General features: G+C 64.3%; 18 protein-coding genes and 1 pseudogene. 1 reads left to right on the top strand and 18 read right to left on the bottom strand.

The window, feature by feature from the left end; translation table 11 throughout:
• Positions 1-10 precede the first annotated feature (10 nt).
• The 7 genes and pseudogenes from AC07O3_RS26490 to AC07O3_RS26460 form a co-directional block, all read right to left on the bottom strand.
• Positions 11-1072, bottom strand: a complete 1062-nt coding sequence (locus tag AC07O3_RS26490; protein WP_177142442.1) for an NAD(P)-dependent alcohol dehydrogenase — start codon at positions 1070-1072, stop codon at positions 11-13.
• 59 nt (positions 1073-1131) lie between these two features.
• Positions 1132-3330 carry an aldehyde oxidoreductase molybdenum-binding subunit PaoC gene (paoC, locus tag AC07O3_RS26485; protein ID WP_093178790.1) on the bottom strand — a complete coding sequence of 733 codons (2199 nt, stop codon included), beginning with the start codon at positions 3328-3330 and terminating at the stop codon, positions 1132-1134.
• A 3-nt stretch (positions 3331-3333) separates the two neighbouring features.
• Positions 3334-4284, bottom strand: a complete 951-nt coding sequence (locus AC07O3_RS26480; RefSeq protein WP_495340703.1) for an FAD binding domain-containing protein — start codon at positions 4282-4284, stop codon at positions 3334-3336.
• Positions 4281-4916: an aldehyde dehydrogenase iron-sulfur subunit PaoA gene (gene paoA, locus AC07O3_RS26475; RefSeq protein ID WP_093178787.1), complete on the bottom strand. Its 636-nt coding sequence runs from the start codon at positions 4914-4916 to the stop codon at positions 4281-4283. The genes AC07O3_RS26480 and paoA overlap by 4 nt, the downstream gene beginning before the upstream one ends.
• A gap of 156 nt (positions 4917-5072) precedes the next feature.
• A complete protein-coding gene (locus tag AC07O3_RS26470; protein ID WP_495340758.1) occupies positions 5073-5483 on the bottom strand; it encodes a hypothetical protein in 411 nt (136 codons plus the stop codon).
• A gap of 89 nt (positions 5484-5572) precedes the next feature.
• Positions 5573-5847: pseudogene (locus AC07O3_RS26465) on the bottom strand (formylglycine-generating enzyme family protein); the annotation flags it as partial.
• Positions 5848-6236: 389 nt separating this feature from the next.
• Positions 6237-6668, bottom strand: a complete 432-nt coding sequence (locus AC07O3_RS26460) for a cyclophilin-like fold protein (protein ID WP_495340702.1) — start codon at positions 6666-6668, stop codon at positions 6237-6239.
• A gap of 107 nt (positions 6669-6775) precedes the next feature.
• On the opposite strand from AC07O3_RS26460, the gene AC07O3_RS26455 reads away from it, so the two are divergent.
• Complete coding sequence (locus AC07O3_RS26455) at positions 6776-7747, top strand: LysR family transcriptional regulator (RefSeq protein ID WP_093178782.1); 972 nt, start codon at positions 6776-6778, stop codon at positions 7745-7747.
• A 110-nt stretch (positions 7748-7857) separates the two neighbouring features.
• On the opposite strand, the gene AC07O3_RS26450 is transcribed toward AC07O3_RS26455, so the two are convergent.
• The 11 genes from AC07O3_RS26450 to AC07O3_RS26400 form a co-directional block, all read right to left on the bottom strand.
• Positions 7858-8997: an alcohol dehydrogenase catalytic domain-containing protein gene (locus tag AC07O3_RS26450; RefSeq protein ID WP_256330960.1), complete on the bottom strand. Its 1140-nt coding sequence runs from the start codon at positions 8995-8997 to the stop codon at positions 7858-7860.
• A gap of 165 nt (positions 8998-9162) precedes the next feature.
• On the bottom strand, positions 9163-9564 hold the full coding sequence (locus tag AC07O3_RS26445) for a carboxymuconolactone decarboxylase family protein (protein ID WP_093178781.1): 402 nt from the start codon (positions 9562-9564) through the stop codon (positions 9163-9165).
• Entirely contained in the window at positions 9561-10556 is a 996-nt protein-coding gene (locus AC07O3_RS26440; protein ID WP_495340701.1) for a Bug family tripartite tricarboxylate transporter substrate binding protein, read from the bottom strand. Before AC07O3_RS26440 ends, AC07O3_RS26445 begins: the two co-directional genes overlap by 4 nt.
• A 10-nt stretch (positions 10557-10566) precedes the next feature.
• A complete protein-coding gene (locus AC07O3_RS26435; protein WP_495340700.1) occupies positions 10567-10950 on the bottom strand; it encodes a hypothetical protein in 384 nt (127 codons plus the stop codon).
• A 14-nt stretch (positions 10951-10964) separates the two neighbouring features.
• Complete coding sequence (locus AC07O3_RS26430; RefSeq protein WP_093178776.1) at positions 10965-12071, bottom strand: amidohydrolase family protein; 1107 nt, start codon at positions 12069-12071, stop codon at positions 10965-10967.
• Positions 12062-13054, bottom strand: coding sequence for a branched-chain amino acid ABC transporter permease (locus AC07O3_RS26425; protein ID WP_093178775.1), 993 nt, complete (start codon positions 13052-13054; stop codon positions 12062-12064). The genes AC07O3_RS26430 and AC07O3_RS26425 overlap by 10 nt, the downstream gene beginning before the upstream one ends.
• A gap of 1 nt (position 13055) precedes the next feature.
• Entirely contained in the window at positions 13056-13940 is an 885-nt protein-coding gene (locus AC07O3_RS26420) for a branched-chain amino acid ABC transporter permease (protein WP_218137531.1), read from the bottom strand.
• 3 nt (positions 13941-13943) lie between these two features.
• Entirely contained in the window at positions 13944-14672 is a 729-nt protein-coding gene (locus AC07O3_RS26415) for an ABC transporter ATP-binding protein (protein ID WP_093178772.1), read from the bottom strand.
• Positions 14665-15426, bottom strand: coding sequence for an ABC transporter ATP-binding protein (locus AC07O3_RS26410; RefSeq protein WP_093178955.1), 762 nt, complete (start codon positions 15424-15426; stop codon positions 14665-14667). The genes AC07O3_RS26415 and AC07O3_RS26410 overlap by 8 nt, the downstream gene beginning before the upstream one ends.
• A 31-nt stretch (positions 15427-15457) precedes the next feature.
• Entirely contained in the window at positions 15458-16666 is a 1209-nt protein-coding gene (locus AC07O3_RS26405; RefSeq protein WP_093178770.1) for an ABC transporter substrate-binding protein, read from the bottom strand.
• A 496-nt stretch (positions 16667-17162) separates the two neighbouring features.
• The gene (locus AC07O3_RS26400; protein ID WP_093178769.1) at positions 17163-17972 is read right to left on the bottom strand and encodes an SDR family NAD(P)-dependent oxidoreductase; all 810 of its coding nucleotides are present in this window, start codon (positions 17970-17972) and stop codon (positions 17163-17165) included.
• Positions 17973-18004: the final 32 nt, after the last annotated feature.

Below are 18004 nucleotides of genomic sequence, written 5' to 3'. Positions count from 1 at the left end.
ATCGTTCCTTCTATCGGTTCTCGGGCGCCCGCAGCGACGACATGTCGATGACAAAGCGATACTTCACATCGCTCTTGAGCATTCGCTCGAAGGATGCGTTGATTTGCTCCATTCGAATCACTTCGATGTCCGAGGTGATGCCGTGCTGGCCGCAGAAGTCCAGCATCTCCTGCGTCTCGGGCAGGCCACCGATCAACGAGCCGGCGACCGCCTTTCGATTCATCACCATCGGTGCGCTGTTGAGCACCGGCTCCAGCGGGCCCAGATAGCCCACGAGCACCAGCGTCCCGCTGACGGCCAGCGTGCTCAGGTAAGGATTGACGTCATGCACATAGGGCACGGTATCGACAATCAGGTCGAACGTGTTTTGTGCAGCGGCCATCTGTACAGCATCGGTCGACAACACAATGTGGTCAGCGCCGAGACGGCGCGCATCGTCTTCCTTGCCTGCCGATCGCGTGAACAGCGTGACCTCCGCACCCATCGCCTTTGCCAGCTTCAACGCCATGTGTCCAAGGCCACCCAGACCGACGACGGCGACCTTGCTGTCGGGGCCAACTTTCCAATGGCGCAGCGGCGACCAGGTCGTGATGCCAGCGCACAGCAAAGGCGCCGCACCGGCGAGATCGAGGCCGTCAGGCACCTTCACGACGAACTTCTCCGAAACCACGATACGCTCCGAGTAGCCACCAAAAGTCGGCATGCCATCGCGGGGATCGACGTCGTTGTACGTCAGCGTATTGCCGTTTTCGCAGTACTGCTCGAGTCCGCGCGCGCAGGCCTTGCAGTGCTGGCAGGAATCGACCATGCAGCCGACTCCGACGGCATCGCCAACCCTGAAGCGGGTCACCTCGGCGCCGACCTGCGTGACGCGGCCGACGATCTCATGGCCCGGCACCATCGGGTAGTTGGCGCCGCCCCAGTCGTTGCGGGCGTTATGGATATCCGAATGGCATACGCCGCAATACAGAATATCGATCACCACGTCCGTGGCACGTGGCTCGCGCCGATCGAACTGAAAGAGACGCAGAGGGGACTCCGGGGAATGCGCGGCATAGCCGCGAAGCTTCATCGCCATGATCGGCTTTCCTTCTTGCTTGGCATTGATTCGAGAAAGGGCTGGCTGGGAATTCAGACATTGAGGGACGGCATATGTCCCAGCAGCTTGTCGAGCGTGACCGGGTAGTCGCGCACGCGCACGCCCGTCGCGTTGTAGATCGCATTCGCCACCGCCGCGCCGACGCCGCAGATGCCGAGTTCGCCGACGCCCTTGGCCTTCATCGGCGAGGACATGGGATCGGTCTCTTCCAGGAAGACTACCTCCTGGTGCGGGATGTCAGCATGCACCGGCACTTCGTAGCCGGCCAGGTCATGGTTGACGAAAAAGCCCAGGCGCTTGTCCACCGCAAGCTCTTCCATCAGCGCCGCGCCGACGCCCATCGTCATGCCGCCGATGACCTGATTGCGTGCCGACTTCGGGTTGAGAATGCGCCCCGCCGCACACACGGCCAGCATGCGCCGCACGCGCACCTCGGCGGTGTACGCATCCACGGCCACCTCGACGAAATGTGCGCCGAAGGTGGACTGCTGATATTGCTTGGCGAGGTCACCGAACTCGATGGCGTCCTCGACGAGGATGCCGCCCTCACCTGCCACCGAGGCGAGCGACAGGTTGCGTCCGCCGGCGCGCACCATACCTTCCGCGAAGGTCGCAGTGGCCGTATCGAGCCCCGCGCGCTGCGCCACGGCCTCGCGCAGCTTCATGCAGGCAGCGTACACGCCCGCAGTCGAGCTGTTCGCACCCCACTGTCCACCGGAGCCTGCGGACACCGGAAAGGACGAGTCACCGAGCCGCACGACCACCTTGTCGATGGGCACGCCCATCATCTCCGCCGCGGTCTGGGCGATGATGGTGTAGCTGCCCGTGCCAATGTCGGTCATGTCGGTTTCCACGCTCACCACGCCGCGCCCATCGAGCCGCACGCGGGCGCCCGATTTCATGACCTGGTTGTTGCGGAAGGCGGACGCCAGGCCCGTGCCGATCCACCAGCGGCCCTCGCGCCGTTGCGCGGGTTTCGCGCTGCGCTGCGCCCATTCGAAACGCTGCGCACCCGTGCGCAGGCATTCGACGAGGCGGCGCTGGGAGAAGCGGCGGTTCGGATTCGCGGGATCCACTTGCGTGTCGTTGAGCACGCGAAGCTCCACCGGGTCCATGCCGAGCTTCTCGGCCAGTTCGTCGATGGCGATCTCGAGCGCCATCAGGCCCGGCGCCTCGCCCGGTGCGCGCATCGCATTGCCTTCGGGGAGATCGAGCGACGCCAGCCGGGTGCCCGTCAAGCGGTTCTCCCCGGCATAGAGCAGTTGGGTCTGCTGCACCGCGTTTTCCGGCTTGCCGCCGACCAGATTGCCGGACCAGCTCTCGTGTCCGATGGCCACGATCTTCCCCTGCCGCGTGGCGCCGATGCGGATGCGCTGGATGGTCGCCGGCCGGTGGGTGGTGTTGTTGGCCACCAGCGGCCGCTGCAGCGCCACCTTCACGGGACGCCGCACCATGCGGGCGCCGACGGCGGCCAGCACGATATCGGCACGCAGAAAAAGCTTCCCGCCGAAGCCGCCACCGATGAACGGCGAGACGAGGCGGATGTCGTCCTTGGCAATGCCCAGCGTCGTTGCCAGGTCGGACCGGCTCCAGTCGATCATCTGATTCGACGTCCAGACCGTAAGCTTGTCTGCGCGCCATGCGGCAGTCGTGGCCATCGGCTCCATCATGGCGTGCGAGTGGTCGGGCGTTGTGTAAGTCTCGTCGAGCTTCACCTCGGCCTTGCCGAACGCGTCGGCGAAATCGCCGACGGTCCTGTTGTTGTCGGTGGTGCGCTTGTCCGTCGATGCCTTCGCGCTGACGAGATCGAAGTCGCCTTCCGCACGGGCGTACTCGACGCGCAGCAACTGCGCGGCGGCGCGCGCCTGCTCGAAAGTCTCGGCGATGACCATCGCGATCGCCTGATGGTAGTGATCGACGTTTGGCCCCCCCAGCAATCTGGCGATATTCCAGGTGCCCTTGCCCAGCTTGCCGGCGTTCTCGGCGGTGACGATGGTGATCACGCCGGGCGCTGCCTTGGCCTGGCTCTGGTCGATGGATGCGATGCGACCCTTGGCGATGGCCGAGCCGACGATGTAGCCGTACGCCGCGTCAGGCGCGACGTCATGGCGCTCGTAGGCGTAGGGCGCCGTGCCCGTGGTCTTGAGCTTGCCGTCGATGCGGTCCAGCGGCTGGCCAATCACCTTGAGCTGGTCGATCGGGTTCGTGGTGGCGGGTGTGTCGAATTTCATCGCTCAGCTCCTCGCATCTGTCAGCACCGCATCAAGGGTGCGTTCGACCAGCGTCACCTTGAAGGCGTTCTGTTCGGTCGGTTTGGCGTCGGCAAGCAGCACGGCAGTGGCGGCCGCTGCACCGCGGGGCAACTCGCGCTCTGCCGCTTCGACGCGCCACGGTCTGTGCGCCACGCCGCCGAGTGCGATGCGCCCAGTGCCGTCGCGCTGCACGATCGCAGCGACCGACACCAGCGCGAACGCATAAGAGGCGCGATCGCGAACCTTGTGATAAATGTGCCTGCCGCCCACAGGCGCCGGCAGCCGGACCGCGGTGATCAGTTCCCCGGGGGCGAGCGCAGTCTCTACATGCGGCGTGGCGCCGGGCAGTTTGTGGAAGTCGGCAATCGGGATCGTGCGGCGCGAGCCGTCGGCGCGCATCGCCTCCACACCCGCATCGAGCACGCGCATCGCGACGGCCATGTCGCTCGGCTGGGTCGCAATGCACGCGTCGCTCGCGCCGATCACCGCATGCTGCCGGCTGAACCCATCGATCGCCGAACAGCCGCTTCCGGGCTGACGTTTGTTGCATGCCTGGTTGGTGTCGTAGAAGTACGGGCAGCGCGTTCTCTGCAGCAGGTTGCCCGCGGTGGTCGCCTTGTTGCGCAACTGCGCCGATGCGCCCGCAAGCAAGGCGCGCGACAGCACGCCATAGTCGCGCCGCACGCGCTGGTTCGCGGCGAGGTCGGTGTTGCGCACCAGCGCGCCGATGCGCAGGCCGCCGTCGGGCATGCTCTCGACCTTGTCGAAGCCCAGGCCGTTGACGTCGATCAGGTGGCCGGGCGTTTCGATCTCCAGCTTCATCAGGTCGAGCAGATTGGTGCCGCCGGCAATAAATCTTGCGCCTGATGTGCGTGCAGCCGCCGCGACAGCCTGAGCGGGCGACGTGGCTCGCTCATAGGTAAAGGCTCTCATGCTTTCACCTCCGCCACTTCGGAGATCGCCTCGACGATGTTGCTGTAGGCACCGCAGCGACAGATGTTGCCGCTCATGCGTTCGCGAAACTCGACGGTCGTGAGCCGCGGCTTCGCCGTCAGATCGGCGCTGACGTGACTCGGGATGTCCTGGGCGATCTCGCCCAGCATGCCCACGGCCGAACAGATCTGTCCCGGCGTGCAGTAGCCGCACTGGTACCCGTCATGCTTGACGAAGGCCGCCTGCATCGGATGCAGATTGCCGGGTGTGCCGAGGCCTTCGATCGTGATCACCTTCGCGCCTTCGTGCATCACGGCGAGCGTGAGGCAGGAGTTGATCCGTCGGCCATCGAGCATCACGGTGCATGCGCCGCACTGACCGTGGTCGCAGCCCTTCTTGGTGCCGCTGAGGTGCAGATGCTCTCGCAACGCATCGAGCAAGGTCGTGCGGGTGTCCAGCGTGAGGCGGTGTGTCTTGCCGTTGACGCTCAGTGTCACAGGCATGGACGTCGTAGCACTGGAGCCAACTGCCTGAGCCGCGGGCGCCGTGACCAGTGCCGGCACCGCCGCAGAAGCCGCGCCGGCCTGCAGCAGGCCGCGGCGGGAGATCGTGATCTTGTCAGGGAATGCCATGATGTACGCCGCTCCTTCATCATGTGGCCGGTCGACTGGAGCTGCCGACCCTCTCGCGACTTTAGGTTCGTACTCTTGCTTCGAATAGTCCATACCTCCTTGAAAGACTGACAAGCTGTGCTTGCTGGTCCTTAGCACGGCCGATGTTCTTTGACTTCAACTCAGATCCCAGAGCTTTCGAATCACCTTGTTGGCCACCGAGTCCTCCAAGAACTCGGAGCTTCCGGAGTCGGAACTGACGGGCAAGTTGCGCACGACGCAGGCAGCCAGAAAGAAGCAGAAGCAGGTGCCGAAATGCTCAATGCGCGCGAGCGTGTGTTGGCCCAGCAGATTCGACAACGGTGATCTGTCCGGATCTCCCCTGAGGTTCCGATCGCCCTTGACTGCAAGACTGAACGTGATCAGATGCGATGCAGGCCGTCGGCTGCCGCCCGTATAAAACGCCCACTCGACTTCACAAACCAGCCGCAGTCCGATGCTGATGCCGCGGTACCGCGGTTCATAGGAGCGCCGGGAGGCCGAGCGCCATCCGTCGCCGGTGCCGTGCCAACTGCCGCCGCGCACCACGCGTTCGCTTCCGGAGGCCGGGCCTTGTGTGGATCGACGGCCGGGTTGCTGGCGTAGTAGCGAGGATCGTACCGATCCTGCACCCACTCCCAGACGTTGCCGTGAATGTCGTGAAGACCCCAAGGATTGGCGGGCTTCTGCCCGACGGGATGCGTGCCGCCTGTGTCAAAGCTCTCACCGTGCCACGCGTAGCGACCCAATTGGCTGGCTTGGTCCTCAAACGGGTAGGCGGTCACGGTCCCGCCCGGGCGGCATATTCCCATTCCGCCTCGGTCGGCAAACGATAGCGGGCGCCGCCTTCCTTCTCGTTGAGGCGTTGGACGTATTCCAGTGCATCGTTCCATGAGACGGTGGCTGGGTGCATTGGCTTCGTGATTCGCGCCGCCATGCCGGGAAGGTCGCAATAGGGGTTGGAGCGCGGCTGCGTGTACGGGTTGCTGCCCATCACGAAGACCTATTGCACCTGCGTAACTTCGAAACGGCCCATGTGGCCATGTAGAAGGGCTTGGTGATGGTCACGCGATGCACGGGCTTTTCGCTGCTGTGCGCCTCGGGAGCGCCATCCCTCGAGCCCATCAGGAAGCTGCCAGCAGGGATGCGCACGAACTCCACCATGTCGATCGAATTCGTCTGGATCGCCCTCGACCAAGCCGAGCTTGCCAATGAAGCGGGCTGTGCTTGTACGACCTGCACGGCGCCCATCAAGACCGCCCCGACAGTGGTACCTCTGTAAGCAAGGCGAGCAATACGGCTTCAGCGCCTCCCCGTGTTGAGCAGTCCGGCACGGGACATGCCAGATTCGCTGCAATCCTGCAGTGCAAGTTCCACGGTCACTTGCACGGGGCCGGGCGTCGCGAAAGCACCAGCACCAGCACCAGCACCAGCACCAGCACCGATTTTGCCGAGCACATGCACGCCGCCCGTGACATCCTGACGCGCATCGTCATGGAAGATCGCGATGTCCGCCGCAGGCGCCCAATAGACGATGTCACCCGCCTCGAAACTCCGGGTTCGAATCCCTTCATCGCACGAAAGGGCCTTGGGCAGAGCGCCGAATTTCTCCCTCTTGAGGAAATCGAACATGGTGATCGTCAACGGAAGCAGCGAGACGAACTCGCGCGTGGTTTCGCTGTCGATCAAAACAGCTGGGATCACCTTGTCGTGAATTTTGAAATTGATCTTCATGGTCGAGCGTTCACCAACTTTAGGGCGCCCTTTCGCAATGCACTAGTCCATGCGGACTTGAAGCACTGCAAAGTCGAGGTTGATAATCGGCCGAAGGAAAAGCTTCAATGCCCATCAACGAACTACGTTCCATTGCCACCTTTGTGAAGACCGCAGAACTAGGCAGCCTGAGGCAGGCGGCGGCTTCGCAAGGGATGACGCCGCAAGCAGCCAGTCAGGCACTCGCCCAGTTGGAGAAACACCTGGATGTGCGGCTGTTCCACCGGACCACGCGCAGCATGTCGCTCACCGACGAGGGGCGACAGTTTCTCGAAGCTGCACAGCCCCCGTTGCTCGGGCTGCAACGGGCGCTTCAGATGGCCCGTGAAGCCAAGGAGGGCATTGAAGGGCCGTTGCGCATCGTGGGGCCGAACTCTGTTTTTTCACCAGTGCTCTGGCCCCTTCTCGACCAGTTTTGTCGACGCTACCCGGAGGTTCAGCCCGATGTACAACTGGACGACCGCATTGGGAACTGGGTGGAAGATCGGGTCGATGTCGGCTTTCGTGTAGGAGCATCTCCCGCCGACGGTGTCATTGCGCGCAGGCTGTTTTCTCTGCAGCTCATCATTTGCGCTTCACCTGACTACCTCAGCCGCCATGGAGCTCCGGACAGCCTCGACGCCCTGACCAAGCATCGCTGCAGCGCCTTCCGGAATTCGGGCACGGGACGCGTACTGCCCTGGTTCGTAAAAACCAGCGACGGCTCGATGAGCGAGCATCACGTCGTCCCGGCGATGACTGTCAACGACGAAGCGCTGGAGACAGAAGCGGTACTGGCCGGGCATGTGATCGGGCTACTGACCAGTGTGGCCGCCGCTTCGCACATCCGGGCAGGGCGCCTGGTACCGTTGCTCGTCAAGCACGTGGCCGACAAATCCAGCGTCTTTGTGTACTACGGCAGCCGCTCCGCTCAACCAGCACGCGTACGCGCCTTCATCGATGTGACCGTCGAACTGCTGGCCGACAATCCTTCCTTCGTCTTGACGCCCAAGGAACTGGCGACCGCAGAAGCCAACGGCAGAAAGATGGCGAGTCCCTGACCGGCAAGTCATCTCCGCAATGCTCCCGGCCTTTGGCTGCCCAAGGGCCCACCGCGACGTGGCCACCCCGGAGTGCGATCAGGTCATCGAATCCCACAAAGGCCGGGGCTTCAAAGCCCGTGCGGCAACAGGATCTGGCGCACGACGCCGCCACCCTGCAGCAGGTCGAAGCCTTCATTCAGCCGCTCGAAGCCGATGTGTTCGCTGCGCAGCTTGTCCACCGGCAGCCGCCCGCCCAGATACATGTCGACGTACCTGGGAATGTCTTCCTGCGGGACGCCGCCGCCCATGAACGAGCCACGCAGCACCCGTTCCTCGCAGACCCAGGCCAGATGAGGGATGGAGAAGGCGGCGGAACTCTTGCCTACGCCCACGCCGATCACCTCGCCGCCGCGCACCCCGATGGCCTGTGCCATGTCCAGAGCGTTCAGGTTGCCCGAGATCTCGAACGCATGATCCACGCCGCCGTCCGTCAGATCGAGCACCTTCTGCACCGCGTCAGGGTCGCGCGCATCCACGCAATCGGTTGCGCCCACCGCACGTGCGAGGTCGAACTTGCCGGGCAGTACATCGATGCCGATGATCTGCGACGCGCCGGCCTCTCGCGCCGCCATGACGGCCGTGAGGCCGACGCCGCCCAGACCGATGATGGCCACACGGGCCCCGGGCTTCACCTGGGCGCTGTTGAACACCGCGCCGGCCCCGGTCACCACTGCGCAGCCGAACAGCGCAGCGACGTCCAATGGCACCTCCTTGTTGATCTTGACCAGCGATTGCGGCGCCACGACCGCATATTGCGCATAGACCGAGATACCGCTGTAGTGGTTGAGCCGGCCACCATCAGCCAGGCGAAGCCGGCGCGAGCCGGTGGCCAAAATGCCCTCCGATCGCGCGCCGCTGACCGCCTGGCACAGACCAGGCCTGCCTGCCAGGCAGGTGCGGCACTGGCCACAGCCAGCCACGCCAGCCATGGCCACATGGTCGCCGGGTGCCAGGCCCTTCACTCCGCGACCGACCTCGCGCACGATGCCAGCGCCCTCATGCCCGCCGACGATGGGCAGTGGCCGCTTGCGCAGGCCTTCAACTACCGACAGGTCGGAATGGCAGATGCCCGCGCCGCGCACTTCGACCAGCACCTCGCCATCGCCAGGCCCGTCAAGTTCGACCTCCTCGATCCGGAATGGTCGGCTCTGGATGTAGGGCGCGGGCAGGCCCTGTTCGTACATGACGGCTGCGGTCATCTTCAACATGCTGTGTCTCCTGAGACGGGAAGGTTGGCTGGATCCCCGATCCGGCCGTCAATTGCGACGGTAGAGGGTGCGGGAAAAGTCTAGCGATCGGTGCCAAGAGGCGTCCAAGGCGATTTTTGGGAACCCGCGTGCGGGTTTCATGAACGGGGCGAGGCAAACGCAGAATCACGACGCTTCGGCCCGCATCTCGGCAAAGGTCTCCTTCGCCGCGATGACCGCCTCGCGAACCAGCGGTGCGCCGACATAGCCCAGCAGGTGCAGCAAGGCTTCGACCAGTTCGTCCTCGCTCCAGCCGTGGTTTCGCGCGAAGCGCAGATGCACCTTCAGCTCCGTCGTGCGGCCCGTAGCAGCATCGGAAATCAGTGTCACCAGTGTGCGGGTCTTCAGGTCCAGGCCTGGCCGCGCCCATAGTGTGCCGAACAGCATCTCCTGCGTGAGCTCTGCGAACTTCTCCATGATGGGATCGGCGTAGAGATCCTGGTCAAGCTTGTCGGCATAGGCGTCTCCTACGAGCTTCCTGCGCATGGCACGGCCCTTGACGCGCAGCGGGCTGTATGGCTTGTTCATTCTGCGGACACCTTGTGTTTGACGACGATGGGGCGCCACTTGTCGACCTCGGCGCGCACGAGCTTTTCGAATTCCTCAGGCGTCGACGTCGCGGCCGTCATGCCCAGTGCCGCCAGCTTGGCAACGACGGCCGGCTCGCGCAGGATCTCGTTCACGGTCTTGTTCATCTCGACAACGATCTCCCGAGGCAAGCCCTTGGGGCCTTGGATGCCGGTCCACGGCTGAGACGAGAATTGATAGCCCTGCTCGATCAGTGTGGGCACATTCGGCAGCGACGGATCGCGCTTGTCGCCAAACACGGCCAGCACCTTGAGCTGGCCCGCTCGAATCTGCACCATGAAGTTGCCGATCAGCGCCATGCCCGCATCCAGGTGCCCGCCCAACAGGTCCTGCAGCACCTGCGGCGGCCCCCTGTACGGCACGATGTTGAACTCCACATCGGCCAGATCCTGCAGTGCGAGCTGGGTCATGTGCGAGTAGGTGCCGCTCCCCGGACTGCCCATGCGCACCTGGCCCGGATGGGCTTTCGCATAGACAACGAAATCTTTGAAGCTGTCCACCTTCAAGCTGCTGCGGACCACCAGCACGGATGGGTCGCGGTTGGTCAAGCCGATGTAGCTGAAATCGGTGAGCGGGTCGTAGGGCAGTGACTTGAAGGTCAGCACGTTGTTGGCCGCCGGCCCAGGCGTCGTCACGATGAACGTGTAACCATCGGGCTTGGCGCGTGCAACCGTTGCCTGGCCGATGTTTCCAGACGCGCCCGTGCGGTTCTCCACCACCACGGTGTTGCCGTACTTGCGCTGGATGCCCTCCCCGACCACGCGGCCGACGATGTCGAAGCTTGAGCCGGCCGGCCAGGGCACGATCAGCGTCATCGGTTTTTCCATCGGCCATCTCGCCTGGGCACCGCACCACGACGCGGTCAACAGGGCGAGGCCGGCAGGCAGCACCGTGGCATAGGCCCAACGGCGGATCATGTGCATACGGATCATGGCAGTCCTTTCAGTCCACTTTCAGTTGATGTCCCTGGCCACGCGGCCCATCCGCGCCGTATCGGCCGCTACCATGGCGCAGGTGTGGCATGCATGGGCTCGAAGCGCCACGTCGCGAGCGCACCGCCATCTCCGGCGAGCCCAGGAGTTGGACAACCTCTTCGTCGATGTGCTGCGTCAATTGCGGCGGCGGGCTGCGCGGCTGGTAGAGACCAAACCAGGACAACACGCCACAGCCCGACACGCCCGATACGCCCGACTCGGCGATGATGGACACATCCGGCGCCAGCAGTTCTTGAGCGTCCTTGGCCAGGACCGATGGCAACACCAGCAGAGAGCTCCGGGCCTCGGCCACGAAGGCCGGGCACTGCATTCGCTCGCGTCTATTGCGCACGAGAATTCCTCGATCTAGCGCGGCGGCATGGCGATGCCGTCGCACTGCACCGCCAGATCCGGCAAGCGGTACGCCCTGCAGGCCGTCCGGTAGAACATGGAACGCCGCTCGTCCACGGACCAGTCACTCGTGCAGCGTTTGAAGGCATTCCACAGCGCGGCGTAGCTGCATGACTGCTTGTCCACCGGGAAATTGCTCTCGAACATGCACCGGTCCGACCCGAAGGCGTTGGTGCAGGCATCGATGAACGGCCGCCAAGCCCGCACCAGCGCATCGGAATGCGGCGGCAACTCGCCTCGTTCGAACCCGAAGCCGCACAGCAGCATCCCCATCCCACCGATCTTCACGCTGACGTTCGGCCGCTCCGCCAACGCGTAGACACCGTGCTGCCACTGCGCGAACACGCCACGACGATCCGCATCGTAGGGCGCCACGCCGAGTGCGATGCCGCCATGGTTCAGGATGAAGCGCGTGTCCGGAAAGGCATCGACCAGCGCAGCCAATTCATCCAACTGCGTGTGGAAGACCAGCGCGTCGAAGCTCAGGCCGAAGCGTGACAGCCAGCCGAGCCCGCGCCGGAACTGCGAGTCGCCCAGAAGGTGAGGCGATGCGTTGTGCGTGAACCGGCCCAACGGCCCGCTGTCGTGCGTGGCGTGGTGGCGCACGCCGCGCAATCGGCCCTGGCCGGCCTGCAGATGCGCCTCCAGCACCGGCACCACGGCATCGCCCAAGCACAGATCGACATTGGAGACGATGCCTGCCCCGAGCTGACAGGCCCCTTGCGGCGTCTGCAGCGCGGGTGCGCTCACGCGCACGACCGTCTCCACTTCGCCGAGTGATCGCAGTTCCGGCAGACCGTCGGTGCGCCAGCCTGCGCCAAAGGCCTCGATGTAGACGGTTCCGATAACGCGATGCCCGCCCTCGGCCAGATCGTGCGCAAGATCCTGCGCCCGGTAGTGCTGGGCATCGGCCGCGCTGCCGTACAGGTGATGGTGCGCGTCCACTATCGGCAGCCCGGGTTCGAGCGCCGGCTCGCGCGGCGCGAGCGCGTGCCAAGCCGCCAGCGCGCGCACGTCCCGAGGCCGGTTGCCGCGAAAAATGGCAGTCGGATTCACAGCCATTTGCGCAGACGGGCCGGCAGCAGCCCCATGACACCCTGGCGGAAGAACAACACGCAGATGAAGAACACCGCACCCTGCACGAACACCACCCAGGACCGCAGGCCCGACAGATACGTCTGCAACGCCATGAACACCACGGCGCCCAGCGCCGGCCCCATGACAGTGCCCAGGCCACCAATCAGCGTCATGACGATGGGCTCTCCCGACATGGCCCAATAGACATCAGTCAGCGAGGCAACCTGTGCCACGACGGCCTTGAGCGCGCCGGCCAGCCCCGCCAACGCAGCGGACAGCGTGAAGGCGATGAGCTTGTAGTGGCTGACCCTGTAGCCTAGCGAGACGGCGCGCGCTTCATTGTCCCGGATCGCCCGCATGACCTGGCCAAACGGGGAATCGATGACGCGGAACAGGAACATCATGGAAGCGACGAAAACCACCGCAACGACGCCATACATTGCCACATCGCTCTTCAGATCGATGAAACCGAACAGCGCGCCACGCGGCACGCTGCGGATGCCATCCTCCCCTCCGGTGAGTGCCGGCGCCTGCGCGCAGATGAAGTAGACCAACTGTGCCAGCGCCAGGGTGATGGTGGCGAAGTAGATGCCCTGGCGCCGAATCGCGATGAAGCCAAACACTGCCCCCATGGCGGCTGCCGCCAAGGTGCCCAGCAGGATCGCCAGTTCAGGCGTCAGCCCCCAACTCTTGGCCGCGTGCGCCGCAACGTAGCTCGCCATGCCAAAAAAGGCCGCATGGCCGAAGGACAGAAGCCCTACGTAGCCCAGCAACAGGTTGAAGGCACAGGCGAAGATGGCAAAGCACATCGCCTTCATCAGGAAGGCCGGATGGATGGCGAACGGCGCGAGCACCAGCGCCGCAACGAGGATCACCAGAGCCACGGTGCGGATGCGGGTGGCCTCGCTGAGCGGGCGGGAGAAAGGCGGCGCGAAGGGCTGGGCCGCCGCATGGTTGTCGATGCTCATTTCAACGACTCTCCCCAAACAGGCCCGTCGGCTTGACGAGCAGCACGATGATCATTGCCACGAACACGACGGTGGTTGACGCCTCGGGATAGACGACCTTGGTCAGGCCTTCCATCAGTCCCAGCACCAGCCCGGTGACAATGGAGCCGAGGATGGAGCCCATGCCGCCGATGGCGACAACCGCAAACACCACGATCAGCAGGTCCGAGCCCATGGCCGGGTTGGCGCCGTACACAGGCACGGCGAACACACCAGCCAACGCCGCCAGACCAACGCCGCAGCCATAGGTCAGCGTCAGCATGCGCGGCACGTTGATGCCCAGAGCGCGCGCCATGCTCGCGTTCTCGGTGGCCGCGCGCAGGTAGGCGCCCAGACGCGTCTTCTCGATCAGCAGCCATGTGGCCAGGCACACGGCCACGGCCGCACCCACGACCCACAGCCGGTAGTTCGGCATGAACAACACGCCCAAGTTGGTACCGCCCTGCAGCGCCACGGGCGCGCTGTACGGCAGGCCCGAGGTGCCATAGGCATTGCGGAACAACGACTCGATCATCAGGGTCATGCCATAGGTCAGCAGCATCGAGTAGGTATGGTCCAGGTGATAGATGCGCGAGATGAACAGTCGCTCCAGCACGATGCCGACCAACCCCACCAGCAGCGGTGCCAGCAGCATCGAGGCCCAGTAGCCCAGCCCCAGGTAGTTGCCCAGCATCCAGGTGGCCATGGCGCCCATCATGTAGAAGGCGCCGTGCGCGAAATTCACGATGTTGAGCAAGCCGAAGATCACGGCCAGCCCCAAGCTCAGGATCGCGTAAAACGAGCCATTGATCAGGCCGATCAGGATCTGGCCGGCCCACGCCTGTGCGGGAATGTCGAAGATGTTCATCATTCAGATTCCCAGGTAGCGCGCAAGCCGCGCTTCAGCCTCGGCAGTCTGCAGCCGTGGCAACTGGTCCACGACATGGCCTTCCTCGATCACGACCCAGCGGTCGCTGACAGTAGAGGCGAAGTGGATGTTCTGCTCCACAAGCAAGATCGTGAATCCAGCCTCCTTCAGTTTGTCGATCGTGCGGCCGATCTGCTGAACAATCACCGGCGCCAGACCCTCGGTCGGCTCATCCAGCAGCAGGAAGCGTGCGCCGGTGCGCAGCACGCGCGCAATCGCCAACATCTGCTGTTCGCCGCCGGACAACTTGGTGCCCGGGCTGTCCATGCGCCCCTTGAGGTTGGGAAACAACGTGAATATCTCGTCGACCGACATGCCGCCCGGCGCCACCACCGCAGGAAGCTGCAAGTTTTCGGCAACCGACAGTCGCGAGAAAATGCCACGCTCCTCCGGCACATAGCCCATCCCCAGGCGAGCGATGCGTTCGGGCGGCAGGCCGACGGTCTGCTGCCCGTGGAACGTGACAGACCCTCGGCGCCGCGGCAGGATACCGATGATGGAGCGCATGATGGTGGACTTGCCAGCGCCGTTGCGGCCCACCAGCGTGACGACCTCGCCGGCAGCCACGGCGAAGGAGATGCCGTGCAGTACCTCGTCCTCGCCATAGCCGGCGACCAGTTCCTGGATGTCAAGCAGGGCCGCACGCGGCGGATGGGACACTTGTTCAGACATTGGCAGGACTCGTTCCGATGTAGGCCTCGATGACCCGTTCGTCGGCGGCAACGGTCTTGTAGTCACCCTCTGCCAGCACGCTGCCGCGCGCCAGCACGGTAATGGTCGTGCACAGCGAGGACACCACGCTGAGGTTGTGCTCGACCATCAGGATGGTGCGTGTGCGGCCGATCTCACGAATGATGGCGGCCACGCGATCGATATCCTCGTGGGCCATGCCGGCCATGGGCTCGTCGAGCAACAGCACCTGGGGTTCCAGCGCGAGCGTGGTAGCCAGCTCCAGTGTGCGCTTGCGGCCATAGGACAGGTCGGCGGCCAGGTGTCCGCCATAGCACTCCAGGCCCACGCTGGCCAGAATGCCAAGGGCCTCCTCGTCGTACTGGCTGTTGCGGCGCTTGGAATACAGGAAGTTGAACCAGTCCCCTCGGCGCTTCTGCACCGCTACGCGTACGTTCTCCAGTGCCGTCATATGCGGGAACACCGCCGATATCTGGAACGAGCGCACCAAGCCCCGGCGCGCGATGTCGGCGGGTTCCAGCCCGGTCACATCTTGGCCCATGAATTGGATCTTGCCGCTGGTGGGCTGGATGAACTTCGTCAGCAGGTTGAAGGTCGTGGTCTTACCCGCGCCATTGGGTCCGATCAGCGCATGGATGGTCCGCTTGCGCACCTGGATCGACACGTCGTTGACCGCGACGAAGCCACGAAAGCTCTTGCTCAGCCCGTGCGCAGACAGCACGACATCGCCCGTCAGCTGTGCAGACACAGGGGTGCCGCACGCCAAGCTAGACAAGCTTGCACTCCGTCTGCTTCAGCGGCTTGAACACCTTGTCACCCGTGACGGCGCCGAACACTTCGGCCACGTCGAACTTTCCTTTGGATTGCGCCGGCGTCAGCACGCGCATGAGGTTCAGGTCATACACCACGCGGCCGTTCTGGCGGATCGAGGCGTTGTTCCAGAAGCTCGAGGTAATGGGCTGCTTGCGCATCTGCTCTGCCACGGCCTTCACGTCCGTTCCCTTGACGGCCTGCACCGCCTGCAGATAGTGCGTGGCGGCCGCATATGCCTGTGCGTGCGAGCTACCTGGCGCACTCCCCATTTTTTCCTGGTACCGCTTGGCAAAGGCCCGCGTCGCGTCGTTCACGTTCCAGTAGTAGCCGTCGGCAAAGCGCATGCCCTGCGCCACGTCGAGCCCTGCCGCGAGGATGTCCGTGTACACCAGGATCGGAGCGACCACCGTCTTGCCAGCGGCGAACACGCCGAACTCGCGCGCCTGCTTGAGCGAACGGATCAAGTCGGTGCCGGCACTCAGAAACACCACCACGTCGGCGCGTGCTGCCTGGGCCTGTGTGATGAAGGACGCGTAGTCCGTGGTGTTGATCGGATGCCTGACCGCTCCGACCACCTGGCCTCCGGACTCCTGCACCGCCGCCGCACAAACCGGCGTGGCGGTGTGGCCGAACACGTTGTCGATGGAGATGAAGAACCACCTCTTCTTGGCATCCGCGCCGGCTGCAACGACGGCGGAGCGCGCATAGGCGTACGAGTCCACCTGCCAATGAAAGCCATAGGGCGAGCAGTCCTGCTCGGTGAAATTCACCGCAGCCGCCGAGGTGATGTTGGTGATGGCGCCTTTCTCGCGTGCCAGCGACTGCACGGCAAGGGCGGCGACGCTGGACCCTCCGAGCAGCAACATGCCGATCTTCTCGACGTCCAACCAGCGCTTGGCGATGTCGCTCGCGACATCCGCCTTGTTCAGATGGTCGCCCGTGACCAGTTCAATCGGCCGACCCAGCACTTTGCCTTGGTTGAAGTCCCGAATGGCCAGTTGAATCGCATGCTCCTCCCCCGGGCCGTTGATATCGCGGTATACGCCGGTGTAGTCGGTGAGCTGGCCGATCTTGATTGGCTGAGTTTGACCAAGCGTCAGGCCAGGCATGGCCAACACGGCAGCGCCGCCAGACAGCGTCTTGAGCAAGGATCGTCGTTGCATGGTGCATCTCCGTTAGTTGGCTCGTACAGCAGCGCACAGGCGCAGTCACCCAACGGTCTGGAGAGACCGGTCGTTTGGGTGGGAAGGTTCAGGATCGGTGCGAAGACGACGACGTCTGAGGCGAGACGCCTCGGCCATGCGGCGGATCAGCGCCTTTGTCCACGCGTTCCACGCCGTTACCTCGCCGCTATGCACCGTGATGGAGCAGTCCACGCCGATGGATGCCGCAAGATTCCGCAATGGAAGTCCGCGAAACTGTTGGGAAGGTCCGGCGCCCCAATCCCGAGCGACAGGCATCGCAAAAAAGTAGCCGGCAATTCCCGGTCACACATCACTGTTGCTGTCATCCGCATTTTTTTGTCTCCGGATAATCTTTGTTGCTACTCGCGGCCGGTGCGAGCAATTTGTGGTGACAGTCTAGGAATGCCCCGCATGCCGTGTCCATCTGCATTTCTGGCACGTGGTGTGCACGTTTCGCGAACGCGGACACAGCCGCTCAGGACGGCCGCATGGGCCCTGGCGGCCGCGGCACCCAGCCCATCAGCGACTGGCTCAACGCGCCGTCCACCAGCACGTCCTGCCCGTCCACATAGCCGGCCCGGTCGCTCGCCAGGAAGGCGATGACGGTGGCGAGATCCTCGGGCTCGGAGATCCGCCGTATGGGCACCAAGCGACGGCGCGCCTCGGCCACTTCGCTGTCGCCGTACGCAGCCTCGGTGGCCGGCGTTCGCACCAGGCCGGGAGAGACCGAGTTGCAGCGGACACCGTGCTCGGCAAGCTCCAGCGCCAACATGCGTGTGAGCATCAGCAGGCCGGCCTTGCCGACGCTGTAGACACCGCCATGCGTCAGCGGTAGGTGGCCGCAAATCGAAGCCACGTTGACGATGGCGCCCCCCTGGCCGGCCACGATCATCTGCCGTCCGAACGCGCGCGTGCAGATCAGCGTGCCCGTTACATTGACGTCCAGCATGCGATTCCATTGGTTCAGGTCCGCGTCCATCAGCGGCCCCGCGTACCCGACCAGCGCCGCATTGTTCACAAGCACATGGCAGGCGCCAAGTTCTCGCTGCACGCGCTCCGCGGCCGCGGCGATCGCGTCCTGCTGCGTCACGTCCGCCGCCAGCCCGATCGAGCGACCGCCAGCGCTGGCGATCTCGGCCGCCACCGCGTCGGCAGAAGCGGCATCACGGTCCAGCACGGCCACGTGCGCGCCGTGACGCGCGAGCTCGTGCGCAACGCCCGCGCCAATGCCACGGCCGGCACCCGTGACCACGCAGACCCGGCCCTCCAGACCTAGCCATGTCAAAGCGCCGCCAGGGGGCGCGATTGCAGAAACGT

This window comes from Variovorax sp. GW821-FHT09D05 (assembly GCF_059416325.1).
Note: the sequence above shows the minus strand (reverse complement) of the source record. Positions and strands in the feature narration are given on the sequence as shown.